General features: G+C 62.9%; 21 protein-coding genes. 15 read left to right on the top strand and 6 right to left on the bottom strand.

Going from position 1 to position 22251, the window contains the following annotated elements; genetic code table 11:
- The 3 genes from M8744_RS07930 to M8744_RS07920 form a co-directional block, all read left to right on the top strand.
- A partial coding sequence (locus M8744_RS07930) for an adenosylhomocysteinase (protein ID WP_251412376.1) occupies window positions 1-211 on the top strand: 211 nt, incomplete at its 5' end.
- Between the two features lie 69 nt (window positions 212-280).
- Window positions 281-1249: a ketopantoate reductase family protein gene (locus M8744_RS07925; RefSeq protein ID WP_251412373.1), complete on the top strand. Its 969-nt coding sequence runs from the start codon at window positions 281-283 to the stop codon at window positions 1247-1249.
- Window positions 1250-1364: 115 nt separating this feature from the next.
- A complete protein-coding gene (locus M8744_RS07920; protein WP_251412370.1) occupies window positions 1365-1706 on the top strand; it encodes a DUF2853 family protein in 342 nt (113 codons plus the stop codon).
- A 336-nt stretch (window positions 1707-2042) separates the two neighbouring features.
- On the opposite strand, the gene idi is transcribed toward M8744_RS07920, so the two are convergent.
- The 6 genes from idi to M8744_RS07890 form a co-directional block, all read right to left on the bottom strand.
- Entirely contained in the window at window positions 2043-2567 is a 525-nt protein-coding gene (gene idi, locus M8744_RS07915) for an isopentenyl-diphosphate Delta-isomerase (protein WP_251412366.1), read from the bottom strand.
- Entirely contained in the window at window positions 2564-3742 is a 1179-nt protein-coding gene (locus M8744_RS07910; protein ID WP_251412363.1) for a geranylgeranyl diphosphate reductase, read from the bottom strand. The genes idi and M8744_RS07910 overlap by 4 nt, the downstream gene beginning before the upstream one ends.
- Before the next feature lie 7 nt (window positions 3743-3749).
- Window positions 3750-5054: a BCD family MFS transporter gene (locus M8744_RS07905; RefSeq protein WP_251412348.1), complete on the bottom strand. Its 1305-nt coding sequence runs from the start codon at window positions 5052-5054 to the stop codon at window positions 3750-3752.
- A gap of 1 nt (window position 5055) precedes the next feature.
- Window positions 5056-5961 (bottom strand): chlorophyll synthase ChlG, encoded by a 906-nt coding sequence (chlG, locus tag M8744_RS07900; protein ID WP_251412345.1) that lies wholly within the window; start codon window positions 5959-5961, stop codon window positions 5056-5058.
- Window positions 5962-6078: 117 nt separating this feature from the next.
- Window positions 6079-7455 (bottom strand): transcriptional regulator PpsR, encoded by a 1377-nt coding sequence (gene ppsR / locus M8744_RS07895; protein WP_251412342.1) that lies wholly within the window; start codon window positions 7453-7455, stop codon window positions 6079-6081.
- A gap of 44 nt (window positions 7456-7499) precedes the next feature.
- Window positions 7500-8363: a cobalamin-dependent protein gene (locus tag M8744_RS07890; RefSeq protein ID WP_251412315.1), complete on the bottom strand. Its 864-nt coding sequence runs from the start codon at window positions 8361-8363 to the stop codon at window positions 7500-7502.
- A 229-nt stretch (window positions 8364-8592) separates the two neighbouring features.
- Between M8744_RS07890 and bchF the strand changes: the two genes are divergently transcribed.
- The 12 genes from bchF to acsF all read left to right on the top strand — a co-directional run bounded on the left by bchF (window position 8593) and on the right by acsF (window position 22173).
- The gene (gene bchF, locus M8744_RS07885) at window positions 8593-9084 is read left to right on the top strand and encodes a 2-vinyl bacteriochlorophyllide hydratase (protein ID WP_251412312.1); all 492 of its coding nucleotides are present in this window, start codon (window positions 8593-8595) and stop codon (window positions 9082-9084) included.
- Entirely contained in the window at window positions 9081-10361 is a 1281-nt protein-coding gene (locus M8744_RS07880; RefSeq protein ID WP_251412309.1) for a ferredoxin:protochlorophyllide reductase (ATP-dependent) subunit N, read from the top strand. Before bchF ends, M8744_RS07880 begins: the two co-directional genes overlap by 4 nt.
- Before the next feature lie 94 nt (window positions 10362-10455).
- Window positions 10456-12003, top strand: coding sequence for a ferredoxin:protochlorophyllide reductase (ATP-dependent) subunit B (gene bchB, locus M8744_RS07875; RefSeq protein WP_251412295.1), 1548 nt, complete (start codon window positions 10456-10458; stop codon window positions 12001-12003).
- Window positions 11993-15562: a magnesium chelatase subunit H gene (locus tag M8744_RS07870; RefSeq protein ID WP_251412282.1), complete on the top strand. Its 3570-nt coding sequence runs from the start codon at window positions 11993-11995 to the stop codon at window positions 15560-15562. The genes bchB and M8744_RS07870 overlap by 11 nt, the downstream gene beginning before the upstream one ends.
- Window positions 15563-15746: 184 nt before the next feature.
- On the top strand, window positions 15747-16667 hold the full coding sequence (gene bchL / locus M8744_RS07865; protein ID WP_251412492.1) for a ferredoxin:protochlorophyllide reductase (ATP-dependent) iron-sulfur ATP-binding protein: 921 nt from the start codon (window positions 15747-15749) through the stop codon (window positions 16665-16667).
- A complete protein-coding gene (gene bchM, locus M8744_RS07860; protein WP_251412266.1) occupies window positions 16667-17359 on the top strand; it encodes a magnesium protoporphyrin IX methyltransferase in 693 nt (230 codons plus the stop codon). Before bchL ends, bchM begins: the two co-directional genes overlap by 1 nt.
- On the top strand, window positions 17356-18795 hold the full coding sequence (locus M8744_RS07855; protein WP_251412251.1) for a PucC family protein: 1440 nt from the start codon (window positions 17356-17358) through the stop codon (window positions 18793-18795). The genes bchM and M8744_RS07855 overlap by 4 nt, the downstream gene beginning before the upstream one ends.
- Window positions 18796-18816: 21 nt before the next feature.
- On the top strand, window positions 18817-19584 hold the full coding sequence (gene puhA / locus M8744_RS07850; protein ID WP_251412248.1) for a photosynthetic reaction center subunit H: 768 nt from the start codon (window positions 18817-18819) through the stop codon (window positions 19582-19584).
- Window positions 19585-19620: 36 nt separating this feature from the next.
- Entirely contained in the window at window positions 19621-20259 is a 639-nt protein-coding gene (gene puhB, locus M8744_RS07845) for a photosynthetic complex putative assembly protein PuhB (RefSeq protein WP_251412232.1), read from the top strand.
- A gap of 11 nt (window positions 20260-20270) precedes the next feature.
- The gene (gene puhC / locus M8744_RS07840) at window positions 20271-20735 is read left to right on the top strand and encodes a photosynthetic complex assembly protein PuhC (protein WP_251412220.1); all 465 of its coding nucleotides are present in this window, start codon (window positions 20271-20273) and stop codon (window positions 20733-20735) included.
- 20 nt (window positions 20736-20755) lie between these two features.
- On the top strand, window positions 20756-21052 hold the full coding sequence (locus tag M8744_RS07835) for a hypothetical protein (RefSeq protein WP_251412200.1): 297 nt from the start codon (window positions 20756-20758) through the stop codon (window positions 21050-21052).
- Window positions 21049-22173, top strand: a complete 1125-nt coding sequence (gene acsF / locus M8744_RS07830; protein WP_251412197.1) for a magnesium-protoporphyrin IX monomethyl ester (oxidative) cyclase — start codon at window positions 21049-21051, stop codon at window positions 22171-22173. Before M8744_RS07835 ends, acsF begins: the two co-directional genes overlap by 4 nt.
- Window positions 22174-22251: the final 78 nt, after the last annotated feature.

The following is a 22251-nucleotide window of genomic DNA, read 5'->3' as shown; positions in this document are numbered from 1 at the left end:
CAACCAGGTCCTGGCGCAGATCGAGTTGTGGACCAAGGGCGAGGACTACGGAAACAAGGTCTACATCCTGCCCAAGCACCTGGATGAAAAGGTTGCTCGTCTGCACCTGGATCGGATCGGGGTCAAGCTGTCGTCGCTCTCGGCCGAGCAGGCCGAGTATATCGGCGTAACGCCCGAGGGACCGTTCAAGCCCGAGCATTACCGCTATTGATACTCGTGCGTTAGCGCATCACGATAGGCCCCGGAATTTCCGGGGCCTTTTCATTTGGGGGGATACGCAATGCGTGTGATCGTTTACGGCGTAGGGGCAATTGGCGGGGCCGTTGCAGCCGCGCTTTGCGACAATGGGGTTGGTGTGGTTGGCATTGCCCGCGGCAGGATGCTTGAGGCCATCCGCGAGCGCGGGTTGCACTTGCGCAGCCCTGTCCATGACAAGGTTCACCGGTTCGAATGTGTCGCGAAACCGGCGGAAATCTCTTTCCGTGGCGATGACCTGATCTTGATGTGCATGAAGACGCAAGACACGCTCCCGGCACTGGAGGCGCTGCGGGCCGCGGGTGTGACGACGCAAGCGATCTTTTGCCTGCAAAACGGCGTTGCCAATGAACGCATGGCGCTGCGGCTTTTCCCTAATGTGCATGGCGTGACGGTGATGCTTCCCGGCAGCTATCTTGACCCCGGCGAGGTGGCCGCCTTTTGCGAGCCGAAATTCGGCCTGTTCGATATCGGGCGTTTTCCCAACGGCACCGATGCCCACGACAAGCGCTTGGCGAAGGCTTTCGATGGCAGCATGATCGCGCCTTTCCTGCACGAAGACGTCATGGCCAGCAAATACGGCAAGCTGGTCTTGAACCTTCAGAACGGTCTGACCGCGGCGTTCGGCAAGGATGCCGAGCTTGACGACCTTTACCAGGCCGCCAAGACCGAAGCGGTGGCGGCGCTTGAGGCACATGGGATCACCTGGCAGGACGTAAGCGCAAGCGCCGATCCGCGGCGGGATGATCTAATGCGCATGGGCAAGATCGAGGGGCTGAAAACCGTCGGTGGCTCAACCGCGCAAAGCCTGGCGCGTGGAGGTAGCGTGGAAATCGACTATTTGTCCGGCGAAATATCCCTTTTGGGGCGGCTTGCCGGTATCACGACGCCGGTGAATGACGCGGTCACGGCGCTGGTGGCGGAAATGGCGCGTGAGGGGCGCGCCCCGGGCAGCGCAGATCCGGAGGTGATACGGCGCATGCTGGCGGGTTGAAGCCACACGGCAAATTTTCCCTTTCTGCACGACGCAACAGGCGCTAACTTTGTTTTCAAAGTCATAAAAACCCTTTTTTTCAAAGGCCCCAGGGGCCGCAATGTGGGAGAGTGATATGGGAAAACGTGATGATCTGATCGAAAGGTATGCCGACGATCTGCGCAAGAAATGCGGGATGGAACCTGACATGGATCTGCTGACCAAGGTGACGATCGGATGCGGGCCGGCAATCTACGATGACGATGCCTCGACCGTTGCGGCCACCCAGGAGGGAGAGCTTGAGACTGTCAAAAACAACTTTCTTATCAAGAAGTTGGGTCTTTCGGACAGCCCCGCGCTGATGGAGGCGATCAACAGCGTGATCGACACGTATGGCCGTTCGGAGCGCAACAAGTACCGCGCCGTCGTGTATTACATGCTGACCAAGCATTTCGGCAAGGAATCGGTTTACGGCTAAGCCCGGAAGCGACTGTGGATTTGCGCCCGCCACCGGCGGGCGTTTTCGTTTTTCACTGTATTTTCAATAGTTTTCCTTTGCCCGCGCGTAGAACGATGCGTTAGGAAAAGACATCCGGGCAGGATGGCCGGACCCTTATTCCAAGATCACGTGTGGTGCGTAGGGAGCACGTGGGGTGGCGGAGGGTTCCGGGGGTTGCCCGGGGCCCTCCGTTCTAATTCCGTATATTTATGGCGCGTTTAAATGTGCAAACCTTGTGCGGTTTGTGCCGGAAACCGCGCGGTTTTCACACGAATGGAAGGGCAGTCAACCGGGCGTGCTTTCACGGCGCGCTGCTCAGGTGGCGGGCGCGAAAATCAGGTCGGCGTGATCGGCCAGGTAGATGCGCAGCCAGGGCGTGAACCGCTCAGGGTTCCGGGCGACCTCTTGTGCCAGTACGTCGACGGCAACCCAGCGGGTTTCCATCACCTCGGCCGGGTTGGCGCGGATCGGCAGGCCGGGGGTGGCGCGGGCCAGGAACAGCTCGACCACCTCATGTTCAATCAAACCGTTACCAACATCGGCGCGGTATTCGACTTGCCCGCGATGCTCGCAGGTCAGGCCGGTAATACCCAGTTCTTCTTGCAGGCGGCGGTTGGCGCAAGTGGCGGCATCTTCGTCCCAATCGGGGTGGGTGCAGCAGGTATTCGCCCACAGGCCCGGCGTGTGATACTTGCCCAACGCGCGGCGCTGGATCAGCACGCGGTTCCCATCCATCACGAATACGGACACGGCCTTGTGCCGCAGCCCGCGCTTGTGCGCGTCCAGCTTTTCGACCGGGGTCAAATCTCCGTTCACCCAGGCCGGGATCATGGTCGTCATACGTACTCCGCCCGAACAAGCCTTGTCAGATGGGCTAAGTTCTTAACGCCAATCTTCAGGTGCGCCAAGGGCCGGGCCTTGACCAGTTCCTTGTTCATGTATGCCTCGAAGGTCAAGCGTTGCACGTCGACATCATGACACAGGCTGACAAAGCGTTCGCGCCGCTCGTCGGATTTGTAATAGGCGTCCTGCAGCGCGCCCAACACCTTGAAGACCGATTTATGCTCTTTCATGAACAGTTTGCGGGCCAGTTGCAGATCACGGATCAGGCCCGATTTCAGCTTGGCCTCGGCCGCGGTGGCGGCGACGCGCCCGCCCATCATGGCGTAGTAAATCCCCTCACCCGAGGACGGCGCGACAACGCCGGCCGCATCACCGGCCAGCACCACGTCGCGGCCATTGTCCCAGCGATCAAGCGGTTTGAGCGGGATGGGCGCACCCTCGCGGCGGATGGTGGGGCAGTCGGCCAGGCCGCTGGCTGCGCGCAGGTCGGCGGTGGCCTTTTTCAGGTCAACGTCTTTCACCAATGACCCCATGCCGATGCTGGCGGATTTTCCGTGCGGAAAGACCCAGCCATAGAAATCGGGGCTGATGCGCCCATCATAGATCACGTCGCAGCGGTCGGGGTGATAATCGCCGCGCGGTCCCGGTGCCTCGATGATCTCGTGGTAGGCGATGACGTAAGGGATGCGGTCGCCGCCCGGCACTTCGGTGCGGGCCACGTTCGACCGCGCGCCATCGGCGCCGATGACCATGCGGGTAGTCAGCGTCACCTCGTCACCTGATGCCTTGTCGCGATAGATGACATGGGTGCCGGATGTGTCGCGCTCGATCCGCAGGTAGGTGCCGGTGTGGCGCTCGGCCCCGGCCTCGGCCGCACGGGTGCGCAGGTATTCATCGAAACCGTCGCGATCGACCATGCCGACAAAACCGTTTTCGATGGGAATATCGACCCGTCGCCCGGTGGGCGAGATCATGCGTGCGGTGCGGATTTTCGCCACCAGCTGGTTTTGCGGGATGCGGAAATCACGGATAAGGCGGGGCGGGATGGCGCCGCCGCAGGGTTTTATGCGGCCTGCCCTGTCGATCAGCGCAACTGTGCGGCCTTGCAGGGCCAGATCTTCGGCGGCTGTGGCGCCCGAAGGCCCCCCGCCCACAACGACAACGTCATACATGGTGTCCTTACTCTCCCGGTATCATGTCGGCGATGGGTGCCGGCCTGGGTTGCGTGTTGAGCGACAGCGCCAGAATGGCAGCGATCAGGAAAACCCCGCCCTCGGCGGCGAAGACGGTGCCATAGGCCAACGCGTCAGAGGGCGTGAGGCTGCGCATGATGTCGGCGGCGGCAGTTCCGAGAAACGAGCCGGCGCCAAAGGCAATGGCCTGCGCGGCGCCGAACAGGCCCATGCGGATGCCTTCGCGGTTTTCATCGCCTTCGCGGGCCAGGCCCATCATCGCGCCGATGGCGGCGACAGCAAAGGCACCATTGGCCAGGCCAAGGATGAAGATGTTGGGTGCAACGGGCCAAGTGGCCGCGTGCATCCCGCCCCAGGCCAGCGCCAAAAGCGACGCTCCCGACAAAAGGCACCCGCCCACGATCCAGACCCGGACGGGCACGACGAGCCAGCGCGCCAGCGCCGTGCCGGACAGCAGAACAGCCACCATGCCGACCAGCGCGCCGGCGTGGTGCATCCCGCCCAGCGCGGTGCTTTCGCCCACGGTCATGCCAAACACGTGCCCGGCAAAGGGTTCGAGGATAAGATCCTGAAGATTATAGGCCAGCATCGAGGCGAAGACGAATATGGTGAAGGCCCGCACGCGGGTATCGGCCCACATTTCGGCGGCGGCGGCGCGAAAGGCCAGTTTGCGGGTTTTGCCGGATTTCTGAGGGGCGGGCGTGCGTTCTTGCCGCCATGTGCCGATCAGCGTCAGTGTCAGCGCCACGCCGGCCACACCGGCGGTGACGGCCAGCAGCCGCGCGGGGCTGTAAGGATCAAGCAACTGCCCGGCGGTTATGCCGGTGGCGGCAAGGCCGAAGATCATCATGATCCATACCGCGCTGCCGGCGGCGGCCTGCCGCCCCTGCGCCACGCGGGCGGCCAGCAGCGCCAGCAAGTTGGTGCCCGCCGCCCCGATGCCCAGCCCGATCAGAAGAAAGGCGGGAATGGCCGTTGCGATGCCAAGGGCGGTCGATTGCGCCATGAGACCAACGGCAAAGGCGGCCAGCATCGCGCCGGCGCCCAGCGTGGCGACGCCCCCGATGATCCAGGGTGTGCGCCGCCCGCCTGAGTCGGCCCCGTGGCCGAAATGCGGGCGCAGGAATTGCGTGCCATAGTAGAGCGAGACAAGCAGCCCCGGCAGAATCGCGGGCAATGCCAGCTCTACCACCATCACGCGGTTCATCGTGGCCGTCGTCAGCACCACGATCATGCCCAGCGCCATCTGAACCAGGCCAAGGCGGATGATCGAAACCCAGCTGAGCGTCATTCTACATCGCCCCCAATCCGCGCAGGGCGAAGGCGGCGACCATCATCCCCGTGATATACATCAGGACGCCGGTGCCGTTGTACCAAGGCGCCTTTGCGCGCGGGTCGCGCAGCATGACCGACATTGCCCAGACCTGCCCCAGCCCCAGTGCCAGAACGGCCGCCGCGTGCGCGGGCCTGTCCCATTGGGCCAGAAGCATCACCACGCCGGCCTGCGGCACCAGCATCACGGCGCAGGCAACCTTGGCCGCCAGTTCGGGCCCCAGCGTAACCGGGAGCGAGTTGACGCCCATCTGACGGTCGCCCTCCAACGCCTTGAAGTCATTCAACGTCATGATGCCGTGTGCGCCGATGCCGTACAGCAGCGCGACCCAGATGATCGGCCAATCGGGGCGGCCTGCCGCCAGAACCGCGGCGCCGGTGAACCACGGCAAGGTTTCATAACTCAGCCCTACCAGGCCCGGCCCCAGCCAGCCCGAGCGTTTCAGGCGCACGGGTTCGGCCGAATAGGCCCATGCCGCCAGAACACCGACAACCGTGGCGGCAAAACCCCACGGCCCCAGGGTCGCGCCCACGAGCAACGACAACGCCGACATGGCAAGGGCGATCCACAGGCCCCAACGGCCGGGGATACGCCCCGACGGGATCGGGCGGTCGGGTTCGTTGATGGTGTCCACATGCCGGTCGCACCAGTCATTGGCGGCCTGGCTCATCCCGCAGACAATCGGTCCGGCCAGGATGATGCCCAGCACCACCAGCGCGGGCTTTTCCAAGGGCGACACACCCGACGATACCGTGCCGCACAGATAGGCCCACATCGGCGGAAACCAGGTGATCGGCTTGATCAGCCGCAACATCGCCGCCGGTTCGGGGATCGTGCGAGAGTGTAAATCTGTCGTAACGCTCATGTGTCTAGCTTGCCTGACACTTCGAGTCGTTGCAAGAAAACTCGTCATCCAGCGGCCGGATGGGCCTTACAGGGGTAGTGCGTTAATTTTAAAGGAAAAACAGGCTTCGTCAGCGGCTTAGCTGTCACTGTCCTTGTGCAGCAGGCCGTATTTGCGCAGCTTGACATACAGGCTTTGCCGCGACAGCCCCAGCATCTCGGCGGCGGCCGCGCGGTTGTTGCGCGTCAGGTCAACCGCGGCCTCGATACACAGTTTTTCGATCACTTCCGAGGTTTCGGCCACGATATCCTTGAGCGAGGCAGAGCCCACAAGCTCGATCACGCTGGAATGGGCTGTTTCATCGCCACCGATCACGGGCGGGCCGCCGCGCAATGCCTCGGTCCGGCTGACATCGCGAATGATAAAGGCCATGGCTGGTTTATCGCGGCCATTCAGATGCGCCACCGACATTTCCACCGATATCTTGCCGCCGAAATCGTTGGTCAGACGCGTGGAATAGCTGCGCATGTGCCCCGAACGCATGGCGTTTTCAAGCATAACGCTCAGGTCGATCTGTCCACGGGCCAGGAAATCGGCAAGGCTGCGCCCGCGCAGTTCGCCGACCTGTGCAGAGTTGGTCAGCTCGAGGAACGATTCGTTCGCGTCTTCGATCATGCCCTTGAGATCGGTAAACACGAAGCCGTCGGTGCTGCCGCGATACAAGGCCGAAAGATTCGAAGTCAGGCGGTCATCCAGCGCCAACCCGTCGGTTGCCGCTTCGATTCGGCAAATCAGTATGCGCTCACCGGCGGCGCGAAACATTGCAGGGTGCACATGCAGCTTGTACCGGCTGCGCCGCGCCTGCACCGTCAGGTCTTCGGTCGCATCGGACATGGCCAGCGCAATCAACGCATCGACGAATTCGCCCCGGCGACGGTCCTTGAATTCTTGCGAAAACGGGGCGCCTGTCAGCTCGTCCCGGGTGGCACCCAGCAGCGATGCGGCCGGCGCGTTCAAATCCTTGATACGCCCGTCACTGACAGACACGAACACGACCGCATCGCGCGTATTGGCCAGCAACATGCGATAGCGGGCGTCGTATTCGCGCCGCTCTTCGTAGCCGCGTTCAAGGGCGACCTGTGCCTGCACCAATTGCCGATGCGTTTCTGCGATCACGCGCAGATCGCGGCCAAGAAACAGCAGCGAGCCGTCCTTTTGCAGCGGATGTACCGAGTAGCGCACAGGCAACGAGCCGCCCGCGTCGATATGGTTGACCTCGATCGCACGGGGCGGGTTTTCGCCATCCGCAAGCCGGGTCAGCAGGGTGTCGATTTTGGGTGCGCTGTCGGGGCCCAGCAAATCGCGGAGCGAACGCCCCTCCCAATCGCTGGTCACGCCGGACATAGGCGAGGACGGATCAATCAATACCGATTGGATATGCCCCGTGTCGGACACGATCAGGGCAACGTCGGACTCGGCCGCGAGCACGGAATTCAAAAGGTCGGGTTCGATCATTGGAATCGACCCTCCTTTCCAAACAGGCGTGCTATCCGAGACCATTACTCCGCCACTTTCAGTTCCGCATGCACCGCCGGTCGATAACACAGACCGATTGCCGCCTTTATATCCCTTGTGACCAAGTCGACGCCTGTCACCTCAAGGATATTATCGGCATAGTCCATGACAGGTCCACCAAGAACAATTGGCGGAACCACGCATGCCTCGTTCCTGATCTGTTTAACCAGATGACTCACAGGTTCAAGCACTTCCAGAGTCGAACAGGTAAATACAACGAGGTCAAACCCCCCCTGGTTGAGCGAAGCCACGACAGTTTCGCGTGAATCGTCCATCATCACGCTGACCGAACAGCCCGCGCGCCGCATCTGGTCAGACAGCAGCGCCGAGCCGAGCACATGACCATAGTCACCACAGATGACCAGCAGCACCCCAAGGCGCCTTTCGCGGCTGGAGGGCAGCGCCCATTCCGCGCTTATCCTTTTGACGAGGCTGTAAAGTCTGGCCCCGGACAGGCTGACTTGCCAGAAAGGCACGGCGTCGTCTTGCCAGCCCTGCCCCACAAGCATCGTTGCCTCGGGAATACAATAATCCATCAGGTCGGCACTGCCAAGATTCCGCTCTTTCAGATCGGTCAGAACCTGGTCGGGATCGAAGGGATTCGGACTGGCCGACCATGACGCGAGGTCATGCGCGGCGTCTGACAACCTGGCGCGCGTTTCGGCCGACGGATAGCTTCGCAATGATGTCAGGACAGATCTGGCCAATGCATCGACGTGGCGGCTGGCGGCCCCTAACGGGCGTTTCCGGGATAAATCAACGACCATTGCGGCGCTCCTCGCTTTTACCGGCATCCGGCTGGAAAGACGCACCGGATGATGATGGTAAGCGTCCATAAATAGTGTCATGCATCGTTGACTGTTTGTCAAAGAATATAGACACCCATCAGGCGCATTTCGTCACTAGCGATTTTGGTATTATATTTTTAGTGTTTTGCGGCAATGCTTTAGCATATTTCATTCCTGACCTTTCGTGCGCGAAAAGGCATCAGATCTCCAATCTACTATGTGTAACTTTTAATTGACACTTTGGCTGCCACGCCGCTACGCTCGGATCATGGCAAGGAGGGAATCGGCCATGTCCACGCATCATGCCAGTGCAACACCATCCACCGGGCTTTACACCCCTGAACAACGCGCGCGGCGCGATGCGACGGTGTGGACGCTGGTGCAAGGTATCCTGGCACCGTTGCAATTCCTGGTGTTCCTCGTCTCGCTGGCGCTGGTGTTGCGCTACCTTTGGACCGGGGATGGATACTGGGCAGCGACCCTGTCGATCATCGTCAAGACAGGCGTACTTTACACGATCATGGTGACCGGCGCGATCTGGGAAAAGATCGTGTTCGGGCAGTACCTGTTCGCGCCTGCCTTTTTCTGGGAAGACGTCGTCAGTTTCGGCGTCATCGCCCTGCACAGTATTTACGTGTGGGCGGTCTGGACCGGCAGTTTCGGCCCGGTCGAACAGATGGTGATCGCGCTGGCAGCCTACCTTGCCTACGTCATCAACGCCGGGCAGTTCCTGTGGAAACTGCGCATGGCCCGGCTGCAGGCAGAAGGGCAGCAGGCATGAAAGATGTCACCGAAACAGGCCGGGGGTGCCGCAACGCGCCCATCCTCAAGGAACGCGGCCAACGCGAGGTTTTCTGCGGGTTGACCTCGATCATCTGGCTGCACCGCAAGATGCAGGATGCGTTTTTCCTGGTCGTGGGTTCGCGCACCTGCGCGCACCTGCTGCAATCGGCCGCGGGCGTGATGATCTTTGCCGAACCCCGATTCGGCACCGCGATCCTGGAAGAAACCGACCTGGCTGGCATGGCCGACGCGCAGGATGAACTTGCGCGCGAGGTGGGCCGCCTGCTGGAGCGCCGCCCCGATATTCGGCAGCTTTTCCTTGTCGGTTCTTGCCCGTCAGAGGTTATCAAACTTGACTTGGAAAAGGCGGCAGAAAAGTTGTCGGCACGGCACGGGCCGCATGTGCGGGTGATCAATTTCTCGGGTTCGGGGATCGAAACCACCTTTACCGAGGGCGAGGACGCCTGCCTTGCGGCGATGGTCCCCACGCTACCCGAAACGGAAGAGCGCCAGTTGATGCTGGTCGGCGCGCTGCCAGACGTGGTGCAGGACCAGGCGCTTGACCTGCTGGGCCGCATGGGCATCGGGCCTATAACCGTGCTGCCATCGGCGCGGGCGGATGATCCGGTGGACGTCGGCCCCAACACGGTTTTCGCGCTGACCCAACCGTTCCTTGGCGAGACACACGCGGCACTGACGCGCCGTGGCGCAAACCACATTCCTGCCCCCTTTCCGTTCGGCGAGCAGGGCACGACCGCCTGGCTGCGCGCCGTGGCCGATGAATTCGGCATCTCGGACGAGACATTCGCCCAGGTCACAGACGCGCCCCGCGCCCGTGCGCGCCGTGCCGTGGCGCAGGCCGCCGAGGTGTTGGAGGACAAGTCGGTGTTTTTCTTCCCCGACAGCCAGCTTGAAATTCCGCTGGCCCGGTTCCTGACCCGTGAATGCGGGATGCAAGCGGTCGAGGTTGGCGCGCCCTTCATTCACAAGGACTTGGTCGGCCCCGATATGGATTTGATGGCCGAGGGCCCGGTTTTTGCCGAAGGCCAGGATGTTGACCTGCAACTGGACCGCGCCCGCGCCGCCCGCCCCGATTTGACGGTTTGCGGCCTTGGCCTGGCCAATCCGCTCGAGGCCGAGGGCCTGACAACAAAGTGGGCGATCGAGCTGGTCTTTACCCCGGTGCATTTCTACGAGCAGGCCGGCGATCTGGCCGGGCTTTTCTCGCGGCCGCTGCGCCGCCGTGCGCTGCTTCGGACGGAGGCCGCGGAATGATGGTGTATCGCCCAGATGGCCAACAAGGTGCGTCCGCAACGGGCTGCGCCAATAGCTTTCCCGCACGGCCTGCCAATTTGCATGAGGTGCCCTCATGAAATTGACAGTATGGACATATGAGGGGCCCCCGCATGTGGGCGCGATGCGCGTCGCCACGGCGATGAAAGACCTGCATTACGTCTTGCACGCGCCGCAGGGCGACACCTATGCCGACCTGCTGTTTACCATGATCGAGCGGCGCAACCATCGCCCGCCCGTCACCTACACCACCTTCCAGGCGCGTGACCTGGGCGCCGATACCGCCAACCTGTTCAAGACCGCGGCGCGCGATGCATATGAAAGGTTCACACCCCAGGCGATCATCGTCGGCGCGTCCTGCACTGCCGAGCTGATTCAGGACGATCCGGGCGGCATGGCCGAAACGATGGGCTTGCCGGTGCCTGTCATTCCACTGGAATTGCCCAGCTACCAGCGCAAGGAAAATTTCGGCGCAGATGAAACATTCTACCAGATCGTCAAATCGCTCGCGACGCCTTTGCAAAAGACCGCGCATGTCACCGCCAACCTGATCGGGCCGACGGCGCTTGGGTTTCGCCATCGCGACGATATCACCGAGTTGACTTCGCTGCTGGCAGATATGGGCATCGGCGTGAATGTCGTGGCCCCCTATGGCGCCACGCCGGCCGATATTGCCCGGATGGGTGCCGCGCATTTCAACGTGCTGATGTATCCCGAAACCGCCGAGACCGCCGCCCGCTGGATGGAGCGCGAGCTGGATCTGCCCTATACGAAAACCGTGCCCATCGGCGTGGGCGCGATACGCGATTTCGTGGCCGAGGTGGCCGCGTTCACCGGCCGTTCCGCCACGCTGGACGACAGCCGCCTGCGCCTGCCGTGGTATTCCGCGTCGGTCGATTCCACCTACCTGACGGGAAAGCGGGTGTTCCTGTTCGGCGATGGCACCCACGTGGCCGCCGCCGCCCGCCTCGCCCGTGACGAGATGGGGTTCGAGGTGGTGGGCATGGGCTGCTACAACCGCGAACAGGCGCGCAACATCCGAAAGCTGGCAAAAGATTACGGCGTCGAGGCGCTGATTACCGACGATTACCTTGAAGTCGAACAGGCGATCGAGGCTCTGGCACCCGAGATGATCCTGGGCACCCAGATGGAGCGGCATATCGGCAAGCGCCTGGGCATTCCCTGCGCCGTGATCAGCGCGCCCGTGCATGTGCAGGATTTCCCGGCGCGCTATTCGCCCCAGATGGGGATAGAGGGCGCGAACGTGATCTTCGATACCTGGGTGCACCCGCTGGTCATGGGGCTGGAAGAGCACCTGCTGCACATGTTTCGCGACGATTTCGAGTTTCACGACGACGCCGGCGCCAGCCATCACGGCCACAAGGCCAAGCTGCGCGAGATGAACGCAACGCCCACCCCAGAGCCCGAGGCGGCCGACCAGCCCCGGATGGAAACCGGCGTCGCGGTCGTATGGCTGCCCACAGCCGAAAAAGAGCTGAAGAAAATTCCGTTCTTCGTGCGCGGCAAGGCACGGCGCAACACCGAAAACTTCGCCGCCGAACGTGGCGTATCCGAGATCAGCGTTGAAACACTCTACGAGGCCAAGGCCCATTATGCGCGGTGATGATGTGACAGCGGGCATCAGGCCCTACAACATCGTGATTATCACGCTGGACGCCCACGCGGCCGGGCCGGTGGCGCGTGCCGGGGTGAACCTGGTGCAGGATTTCCCGGGCCTGAGCGTCAGCGTGCACGCCGCCGCGGAATGGGCCGAAACTCCCGACGCCCTGGCCGAGACCAAGGCCCGCATCGCCGAGGCCGACATGATCGTGGCGAACCTGCTGTTCCTTGAAGAGCATATTCGCCCCATTATCGACGATCTGCACGCGGTTCGAGACCGGCTGGACGGGATGATCGGCGTAATCGCCGATGCCGAAATCATCAAGCTGACCAAGCTGGGGCGGCTGGACATGTCGCAACCCGCCAGCGGTATGATGAAGCTGATGAAAAAGCTGCGCGGCGGGTCGAAACCCAACAGCGACAGCGGCGAAAAGCGCATGAAACAGCTGCGCCGCCTGCCCCGTATCCTGCGGATGATCCCCGGCAAGGCGCAGGATCTGCGCAGTTGGTTCCTGGTCATGCAATACTGGCTCGGCGGGTCCGACGACAATATCGAGCAGATGGTGCGCTATCTGTTGGGCAAATATGCTGCCACGCGCCCCGAATGGCTAGGTGCGCAGGCCGCCGAGCCGCAGGAATACCCCGAGGTGGCGCTTTACCACCCCGATCTGGCTGACCGCATCACCACCGAGCCCGCCGACATCAAGGGCCCGGACAAGCCCGTGGGCACCGTGGGCCTGCTTATGATGCGGTCCTACATCTTGTCGTCGGATACGGCGCATTACGACGCGGTCATCCGCGCGTTGGAAGCGCGCGGCCTGCGCGTGCTGCCGGCCTTTTCAGGCGGGTTGGACGGCCGCCCGGCAATTGCCGAATTCTTTGCCAACCAAGAAGGTGGCGCACATATCGACGTGCTGCTGTCGCTCACCGGGTTCAGCCTGGTCGGCGGGCCTGCCTATAACGACAGCGTCGGCGCGGTCGAGGTGCTGAAGGCACTGGATATTCCCTACGTCACCGCGCATCCACTGGAGTTTCAGACGCTGGGCCAATGGTCGACCAGCGAACAGGGCCTGGGGCCGATCGAAACCACCATGCTGATCGCCTTGCCCGAGCTGGATGGCGCGACCAACCCCACGGTTTTCGGTGGACGCCACGGGGCCGAAGGCTGCACCGGATGCCAATATGCCTGCCCCTGCGCCGGCACCGACCGGGCAATGGCCCCCTGCCGTGAGCGCATCGACAGCCTGGCCGAAAAGGTGGTGCGACTGGCACAACTGCGCCGCCGCAAGCTGGCCGAGAAAAAGGTGGCCATCGTTTTGTTCGGCTTTCCACCCAACGCAGGCGCGGTGGGCACGGCGGCCTATCTCAACGTGTTCGAAAGCCTGCACAACACCATGCTGCGCATGGCCGAGCATGGCTATGACATCGAAGTGCCCGAAACGGTCGAGGCGCTGCGCGCCGCAGTGCTTGAGGGCAACGCCCGCCAATACGGGCAAGAGGCCAACGTGGCCGCCCATGTCAGCGCCGATCACATCGTCGCCAACACCCCGCCGTTGAAGGCGGTCGAGGCCGTCTGGGGCCCGGCGCCGGGCAAGGTGCAATCAGACGGGCGCGGCGTGTTCGTGCTGGGCCAGCATTTCGGCAACGTGTTCGTGGGCGTGCAGCCAACCTTTGGCTACGAAGGCGACCCGATGCGCCTGTTGTTCGAGCGCGGGTTCGCGCCCACCCATGCTTTCGTGCAGTTCTACCTTTGGCTCAAGAACACGTTCCAGGCCGACGCGGTGCTGCATTTCGGTATGCATGGCGCGCTGGAGTTCATGCCGGGCAAGCAATCTGGCATGGGTGCGCGCGACTGGCCCGACCGGCTGATCGGCGAAATGCCGAACGTGTATCTTTATGCCTCGAACAACCCGTCCGAAGCCGCGCTTGCCAAGCGGCGCGCGGGCGCCATCACCGTCACGCACATGACGCCGCCGCTGGCGGCCTCGGGCCTGTACAAGGGCCTGTCAGAGTTGAAAGACAGCCTAACGCGCTGGCGTGGCATGGACCAGAGCGACGCGCGCGACGACCTGGAAGCACTGATCGCCGAACAGGCCGAGGCGGTCGACATGGGCGGCATCGACCCCGCCCAGATGTGGCTGAAGCTGCTGGAAACCGAGGATGCGCTGATCCCCGACGGGCTGCACATCCTGGGCAAGACGCTGACGGAAACCGAGCGCGCGGCCTATGCCGACGTGATGGAAGATGCCGATGCCGAAACCCGCGCGCGGGTGCTTTCGATCCTGGAGGAAGACCACGAAATCCCCGCGCTTTTGCGGGCGCTGGACGCGCGGTTCATTCCGCCCGTGCATGGTGGCGACCTGATCCGCAGCGCCGACGTGCTGCCCACGGGGCGCAACATCCATGCCTTTGACCCGTTCCGCATGCCCAGCGCATATGCCTGCCGCGAAGGCGCGAAACAGGCGCAACTTCTGCTGGATGCGCACCCGGAAATGCCGCGCTCGGTCGCGCTGGTTCTGTGGGGGTCGGACAATATCAAGTCCGATGGCGGGCCGATCGGGCAGGCGCTGGCGCTGCTGGGTGCCCGGCCGCGCTTCGATGCCTTTGGCCGCCTGTCGGGCGCAGACCTGATCCCGCTGTCCGAACTGGGCCGCCCGCGCATTGACGTGGTGATTACTCTGTCGGGCATCTTTCGCGATCTGCTGCCGCTGCAAACGCGCCTGTTGGCCGATGCCGCCTTGCAGGCCGCGCAGGCCGATGAGCCGCCAGAGATGAATTTTATCCGCGCGCATACGCTGGATTACATGGAAAAGATGGGCACCGACCTGGAAACCGCCGCGCTGCGCGTGTTTTCCAACGCCGAGGGCGCATATGGATCGAACGTGAACGCGCTGGTCGACAGCAGCGCCTTTGGCGACGAAGACGAACTGGCCGACGCCTACGAAGCACGCAAGAGCTTTGCCTATGGTGTGAATGGCAAGGCGAGCGCCAACCCGGTTCTGCTGCAACAGGCGCTGAAAGATGTCGACGTGGCCTATCAGAACCTTGAATCGGTCGAGCTGGGCGTCACGACGGTCGATCATTATTTCGACACGTTGGGCGGCATCTCCCGCGCTGTCAAACGCGCCAAGGGCACCGAGGCTGCCGTCTATATCGGCGACCAGACGCGTGGCGCGGCCAAGGTCCGCACACTGGCCGACCAGGTGGCGCTGGAAACCCGGTCGCGCAGCCTGAACCCTAAGTGGTTCGAAGGAATGCTGAAGCACGGCGCCGAAGGCGTGCGCCAGATCGAGGCGCAGGTAACCAACACGATGGGTTGGTCGGCCACAACCGGAAAGGTGGAGCCTTGGGTTTACCAGCGGCTTAGCGAAACCTTCGTGCTGGACCCCGAGATGCGCGCGCGGCTGGCCGAGCTGAACTCTGTCGCATCCAGTCGCATGGCCAACCGCCTGCTTGAAGCAAGCGACCGCAGCTACTGGCAGCCCGATGCCGAAACCCTGGCCGCGCTGCAGGACGCGGCCGATGCCCTGGAAGACAGGGTGGAAGGGGTGGCAGCGGAATGAGGACGTGTTTTGCAAACGCTTTCGCCTGCGGCACGCGGGGAAATGGGAGCCAGCCCCGTTGGGCCCTCGGCCTCAGCCCCCGGAATTTACCTGGCAAGATGAAGATGCGGGCGCAACCCGTGTCACAAAGGAGGCCCTTATGAGCCCATTGGACGCAAAAAACCCGCCCGCAGCCCGCGCCAACATGCGCGAAGCCGCGGGGTTGGAAGCGCGGCGGGTGGAAAGCCCCCCGGTACTGAAAGGCCAGGATGGCGAAGGCTCGGTCCAGGTGCATCAGGACGAAACCATGAAGATCGAGGGCGCCAAGGTTTTCTCGGTCTATGGCAAGGGTGGAATTGGCAAATCGACCACCAGTTCGAACCTGTCGGCCGCGTTTTCGCAATTGGGCAAGCGCGTTCTGCAGATCGGTTGCGACCCTAAGCACGACAGCACCTTTACCCTGACAGGCCAGTTGCAACCCACGGTGATCGACATCCTGAAAGAGGTCGATTTCCACGCCGAGGAGCTGCGCCCCGAGGATTTCGTGACCGAAGGCTGGAACGGCGTGAAATGCGTCGAGGCTGGTGGACCGCCCGCCGGGACGGGGTGTGGCGGTTACGTGGTCGGGCAGACGGTGAAGCTGCTGAAGCAGCACCACCTTTTAGAAGATACCGACGTGGTGATATTCGACGTGCTGGGCGACGTGGTGTGCGGCGGCTTTGCCGCGCCGCTGCAACACGCCGATCGCGCGGTAATCGTGACGGCCAATGATTTCGACTCGATTTACGCCATGAACCGCATCATCGCGGCGGTGCAGGCCAAGTCGGCCAATTACAAGGTACGGCTGGCCGGTTGCGTGGCCAATCGCTCCAAGGACACCGACGAGGTGGACCGGTTCTGCCGCGAGGTGGGCTTTAACCGTATCGCGCATATGCCCGACTACGACGCCATCCGCCGCAGCCGCCTTAAGAAGAAAACGCTGTTCGAGATGCCCGACGAAGAGGACATCGTGTTGGCGCGGGCCGAATACATCCGGCTGGCCGAGCAGCTTTATTCCGGAACCGACCCGTTGAGCCCGGCACCGATGGAAGACCGTGAAATCTTTGAGCTTCTGGGGTTCGATTGATGTCTGACGCCACCAACACCCCCAGCTATAACGCCACGCGCGCGCGGGTCGAAACCTATTTCGACAAGACCGCAACCAAGGTTTGGGACCGCCTGACCAGCGATGCCCCCGTCAGCCGTATCCGTGAAACGGTGCGCCGAGGCCGTGACAACATGCGCGCCCGGATGCTGGCCTGCCTACCTGATGACCTGTCGGGGGCCCGCGTGCTGGATGCGGGCTGTGGCACCGGGATGATGACGCAAGACCTGGCCGCGCGCGGAGCTGAGGTGGTGGCGGTGGATATCTCGCCGCAGCTTGTGGGAATTGCCCAGGCGCGCATGCCCGAGGCGATGCGCCCGCGCGTCACGTTCCGCGCCGGTGACATGCTGGATGCCGCACATGGCCGGTTCGACGCGGTGATGGCGATGGACAGCCTGATCTATTACCGCGCCGATGACATTCGCGCTGCCCTGGCGACGCTTGGCAAGCGCACCGGCGGGCCCGTGGTGTTCACGGTCGCGCCGCGCACGCCCCTGCTGATGGGCATGTGGTATGCGGGCAAGGTTTTCCCCCGGTCTGATCGTTCCCCGGTGATGATCCCGCATGCACCCAAGCGGTTGGCGCATGTCACCCGCGACATCGGGCGGCTGCGCGACGCGGGGCGTGTCTCGGTCGGGTTTTACATTTCCCAGGCGCTGGAGTTCACCGCATGAGCAAGGGCGCGCAGGTTCTGAAACAGTTCAGCATGAACATGCTGCCGTTTTCGGATGCTGCCAGCGACGCGCTGCCCCTGCGCCAGTTGCTGCGCCTGTCGCTGTTCCAGGTGTCGGTCGGCATGGCCGGCGTGATGCTTTTGGGCACGCTGAACCGGGTGATGATCGTCGAGCTGTCGGTGCCCGCGATGATCGTTGCGATCATGATCGCCCTGCCGGTTCTGTCGGCGCCGTTCCGGGCGCTTTTGGGCTTCAAATCCGATCACCACCGCAGCGCGATCGGGTGGAAGCGTATTCCCTATCTCTGGTTCGGATCCTTGTGGCAATTCGGCGGCTTGGCGGTGATGCCCTCGGCCCTGTTGGTGCTGGGGGGCAATACCGTGCATCATGTGCCCTTCGCCGGTGAAGTTCTTGCCGGATTGGCGTTTCTGATGACCGGGCTGGGCATGCACATGACCCAGACGGCCGGGCTGGCGCTGGCCGCCGACCGCGCAACGGATGAAACCCGCCCGCGCGTGGTGGCTTTGCTTTACGTGAGTTACCTGCTGGGGATGGCCCTGTCGGCCATCGTGATCGGCTGGCTGTTGCGCGATTTCAACGAGATCCTTCTGATCAAGGTGGTGCAGGGCGCGGCCGTTGTAACCATCACGCTGAACGTGATCGCGCTGTGGAAACAGGAACGCGTGCGCCCCATGAGCCGCGAAGCGCGCGAGGCGCCCACCCCGTCCTTCCGCGATGCCTGGGCCGATCTGGCGCGTGGCGGGCAGGCGGGCCGCCTGCTGGCGGTTGTGTTCATCGGCACGATGGCCTTCAACATGCAAGACGTGCTGCTTGAGCCCTATGGCGGCGAAATCCTCGGGCTTTCGGTCAGCGCCACCACGTTCTTGACAGCCGCCTGGGCCGCCGGGGCGCTGCTGGCCTTTGGCCTGGCGGGGCGCGGGCTGGCGCGGGGGCGCGATGCCTATCGCATGGCAGGCAGCGGGCTGCTGGTGGGGCTTATCGCCTTTTCGGCGGTGATCTTCGCCGCGCCGCTGGATTCGGGTACATTGTTTTTCGCGGGGGCCGCGTTGATCGGGTTCGGCGGCGGGTTGTTCAGTGTTGCAACGCTGACCGCCGCCATGACCATGCCGGCACAGGGCCTGGCCGGTCGTGGCCTGGCGTTGGGCGCCTGGGGCGCGGCGCAGGCCACAGCCGCAGGCCTTTCGATCGCCATCGGCGGCACGCTGCGCGACGCGGTCAACGCCCAGGCCATGTCGGGCGATTGGGGCACGCCGCTGATGTCACCGGCCACCGGGTATTCCTTTGTCTATCACACCGAGATCGCCCTGATTTTCGTCACCCTCATCGCGCTGGGGCCGCTCGTGCGGTTCCGGGGCCGCACGATTCACCAAAGCGGAAAGGCCGGGCGTATCGGGCTTGCCGACTTTCCCACCTGAACCGACCGAAAGGACAGGAAAATGTCTAACGCATTCTTTGCAAATTTCGACCTGGCCAGCCTGACATTGTGGCTGTTCTGGATCTTTTTCGCCGGGCTTATCTACTACCTCCAGACCGAGAATATGCGCGAGGGGTTTCCCCTTGTCGATGAAGACGGCAACGAGGCGGCCAACCAGGGCCTGTTTCCGGTGCCCAAGGACAAGACATTCGTTCTGCCCAACAACCAGGGTGAGCTGACCGTGCCCTCGGGCCAGCCGGGCGACCGCACCGATGTGCATGACAAGCTGGCGCGCACCGCTGGGGCCAACGGCTTTCCTTTCGTGCCCACGGGCAACCCGTTGGCCGACGGCATTGGCCCGGCATCCTGGGTGAGCCGCAAAGACGTGCCCGAACTGGACGCGCACGGCAAGCCAAAGATCATCCCGATGGCGTCGTCTGATCATTTTCATGTTTCCGCCGGGCGCGACCCGCGCGGGCTGCCGGTGCAAGCCGGCGATGGCAAGCTGGTAGGCCGGATCACCGACATGTGGATCGACGAACCCGAACAACTGGTGCGTTACCTGGAAATCGAGCTGGACGAAGGCGGCAAGCGCCTGGTGCCGATGACGCTGGCCAAGATCAAGTCGAACCGCGTCAGGATACACGCGATCTATGCCGAGCATTTCGCGGGCGTGCCGGAAACCGCGTCCACCACGCAGGTGACCAAGCTCGAGGAAGACAAGATCAGCGCCTATTACGCCGGCGGCAAGCTCTACGCCGACGATGCGCGGCTTGAACCGCAACTTTAAGCCATACGAACGACACGCTCGCCGGAGGACACAGCCATGAGCCACGATGATTTTGCAATCGAACCCGTCAAGGGCCTGCCGGAACGCCCGCCCGAGGGCGAACAGGTTCTTTGGCAGGGCCGCCCCGACTGGTGGGCGCTGTCGAAAGACGCGTTGAACGTCTGGTGGATCATGGGTTATTTTGGTGTTCTGGCGGCATGGCGTTTCGTGTCGCTGATCGACCAGCGCCCGTTGATGGAGACCGTCGCGCTCAGTGTGCCGTTCCTCATCGCGGGGCTGATCGTCTGTTCCCTGCTGGTGATCGTGGGTTACGTGCAGGCACGCACCACCGTCTACACGGTCACCAACCGGCGCGTGGCAATGCGGATCGGCGCGGCGCTGACCGTGACGCTGAACCTGCCGTATAATCAGCTCATCAATGCTTCGGTCCAGATGCGGCGGCGGGGCGTGGGCACCATCGCCTTCGAGGTGCCGGAGGATGTCAAGCTGGGCTATCTGACCTGCTGGCCCCATGTGCGGCCCTGGCGTGTTCCCGCGCAACCTGCGCTGCGCTGTATCCCCGATGCCGAACGTATTGCCGCGATGATTTCGGATGCCGCCGAGGCGCGCATCGCCACCCCGCAAGTGACACGCAAGACCACGGCCGGGGCCACAGCCCCCGTTGCGGCCGAATAAGGGGCTAACCGATGCAATACCAATCTGCCCATTCCAGCCATCGCCCGAGCGAGCCCGAGAAGATCCCCCCGGTTCTGCTGCGCGGCGTGGCCTTTCTGATCGTGGCATCAATGACCATCGTCACGTCGGCAACCATCAGCGGCCGGCCCGCCACCTCGACCCCGCCGGTCAGCAAAACGGTGGCCGAAACGGCGTTCGTTCTCGATGCCGAGATGTCAGGGGCGGTGCGCATCACCACCCCCGACGGCACCTTGATCGCCGACCTGGCGCCCGAGGCGGGCGGCTTTATCTCGGGCGTGGCGCGGGTGATCGAGTTCAATCGCCGCAAGGCCGGTTTGCCACTGAACGCGCCCGTGCGACTGACGCGCGGCGAAAACGGCCGGATGGCCATTCATGACCCCCTGACGGGGTGGAGCGCCGACCTGATGGGGTTCGGTGCCGACAACGCCAGGGCCTTCGCCAGGCTGCTGGACTGATCCAAGGGAGGACACACAAAATGGGTCTGCTGACAAAAGAAATCGAACGCGTGCCCTGCACCGTCGAGATAAGCCACAAGTTCGAAAGCCTGCACGCGCATGTGCGGTTCAATGACGGCTCGGTCGTCTACCCCGGTGACGAGGTTCGCGTGCAGGGCCCCGAGATCATGGCCCCTTTCGGTGAGATCGTGACCGAGGATCGCGAGGCCATCATTCTGCGCGCCAGCAAGCTGGAGCAGCTCTGGACCCGCCTGACCGGCGATTTCGAGGTCATGGAACTGTGCGAGTTCTCATTCTCCGAGGAGGTGACGCTATGAATGCGCCCGTGAAACATTCCGCCGACGCCGCAACCGTCGAAGAGGGCCTGGCCATCCAGGAAGAGCAGGCAAGGTTCGACGACGATTTCGCAACCGAAACGGCGATGTCCAACACGCTGCTGACGCCACGGTTTTACACCACGGATTTCGACGAGCTGGACGCGATCGACGTATCACCGGTGCGCGAAGACTGGGACAAGCTGATCGCGCAGATGGTAAGCGACCCCAACAAGGGGCATTTCAAGAAAAACGAGGATTGGGACCACGTTGACTGGGACGGGATGGACCCGGCGTTGAAAAAGGAATTCATCGACTTCCTCATCAGCTCCTGCACGGCCGAGTTCTCTGGCTGCGTTCTGTACAAGGAAATGAAACGGCGCGGCAACAACGACGACATCGTGCAACTGTTCCAGCTCATGGCGCGCGACGAGGCGCGTCACGCGGGGTTCATCAACGATGCGCTGCGCGAGGCCGGGCTGCGGGTGAACCTGGGGTTCCTGACCCAATCCAAGAAATACACCTATTTCCGGCCAAAGTTCATCTACTACGCCACCTACCTGTCGGAAAAGATCGGCTATGCCCGCTATATCACGATCTTTCGGCATCTCGAGGCCAACCCCGAGCACCGGTTTCACCCGATTTTCAAGTGGTTCGAGGAATGGTGCAACGACGAGTTCAGCCACGGCGAGGCCTTTGCCCTTCTGATGAAGACCGACCCCAGGCTGACAAGCGGCAAGAACGTTTTCTGGATCAAGTTCTTCCTGACCGCAGTTTACGCCACGATGTACGTGCGCGACCATCAGCGCCCCGCCTTTCACAAGGCGCTGGGGGTGGACCCGGACTGGTACGCGCACGAGGTGTTCACAAAGACCTCCGAACTGACCAAACAGATATTTCCGATCACGCTGAATATCGATCATCCGCGCTGGCAAAGAACGCTGGAAGCGCTGCACCGGGCCAATGTCCAGATTGCACGGGCCAAGACGCGCGGCGGCCTGGGCGGCAAGTTGAGCCAGATGGCAGGCTCGGCCAGGGCGGCATGGTGTTTCGCATCGCTTTACACGATACCGGCGAAAAAGCATCGCGTTCCCGCGAGCACACGGTTGGAGCCGGTCTATTGAGTGGGTTCGGCGCCTGCGGCGCCGACCGGGGGGGGGGGCGCGCCCCCCCAGACCCCCGGGGGTATTTTCAGCAAGAGG

It is taken from the genome of Lutimaribacter degradans (assembly GCF_023703375.1).
Lineage (GTDB): Bacteria > Pseudomonadota > Alphaproteobacteria > Rhodobacterales > Rhodobacteraceae > Lutimaribacter > Lutimaribacter degradans.
Note: the sequence above shows the minus strand (reverse complement) of the source record. Positions and strands in the feature narration are given on the sequence as shown.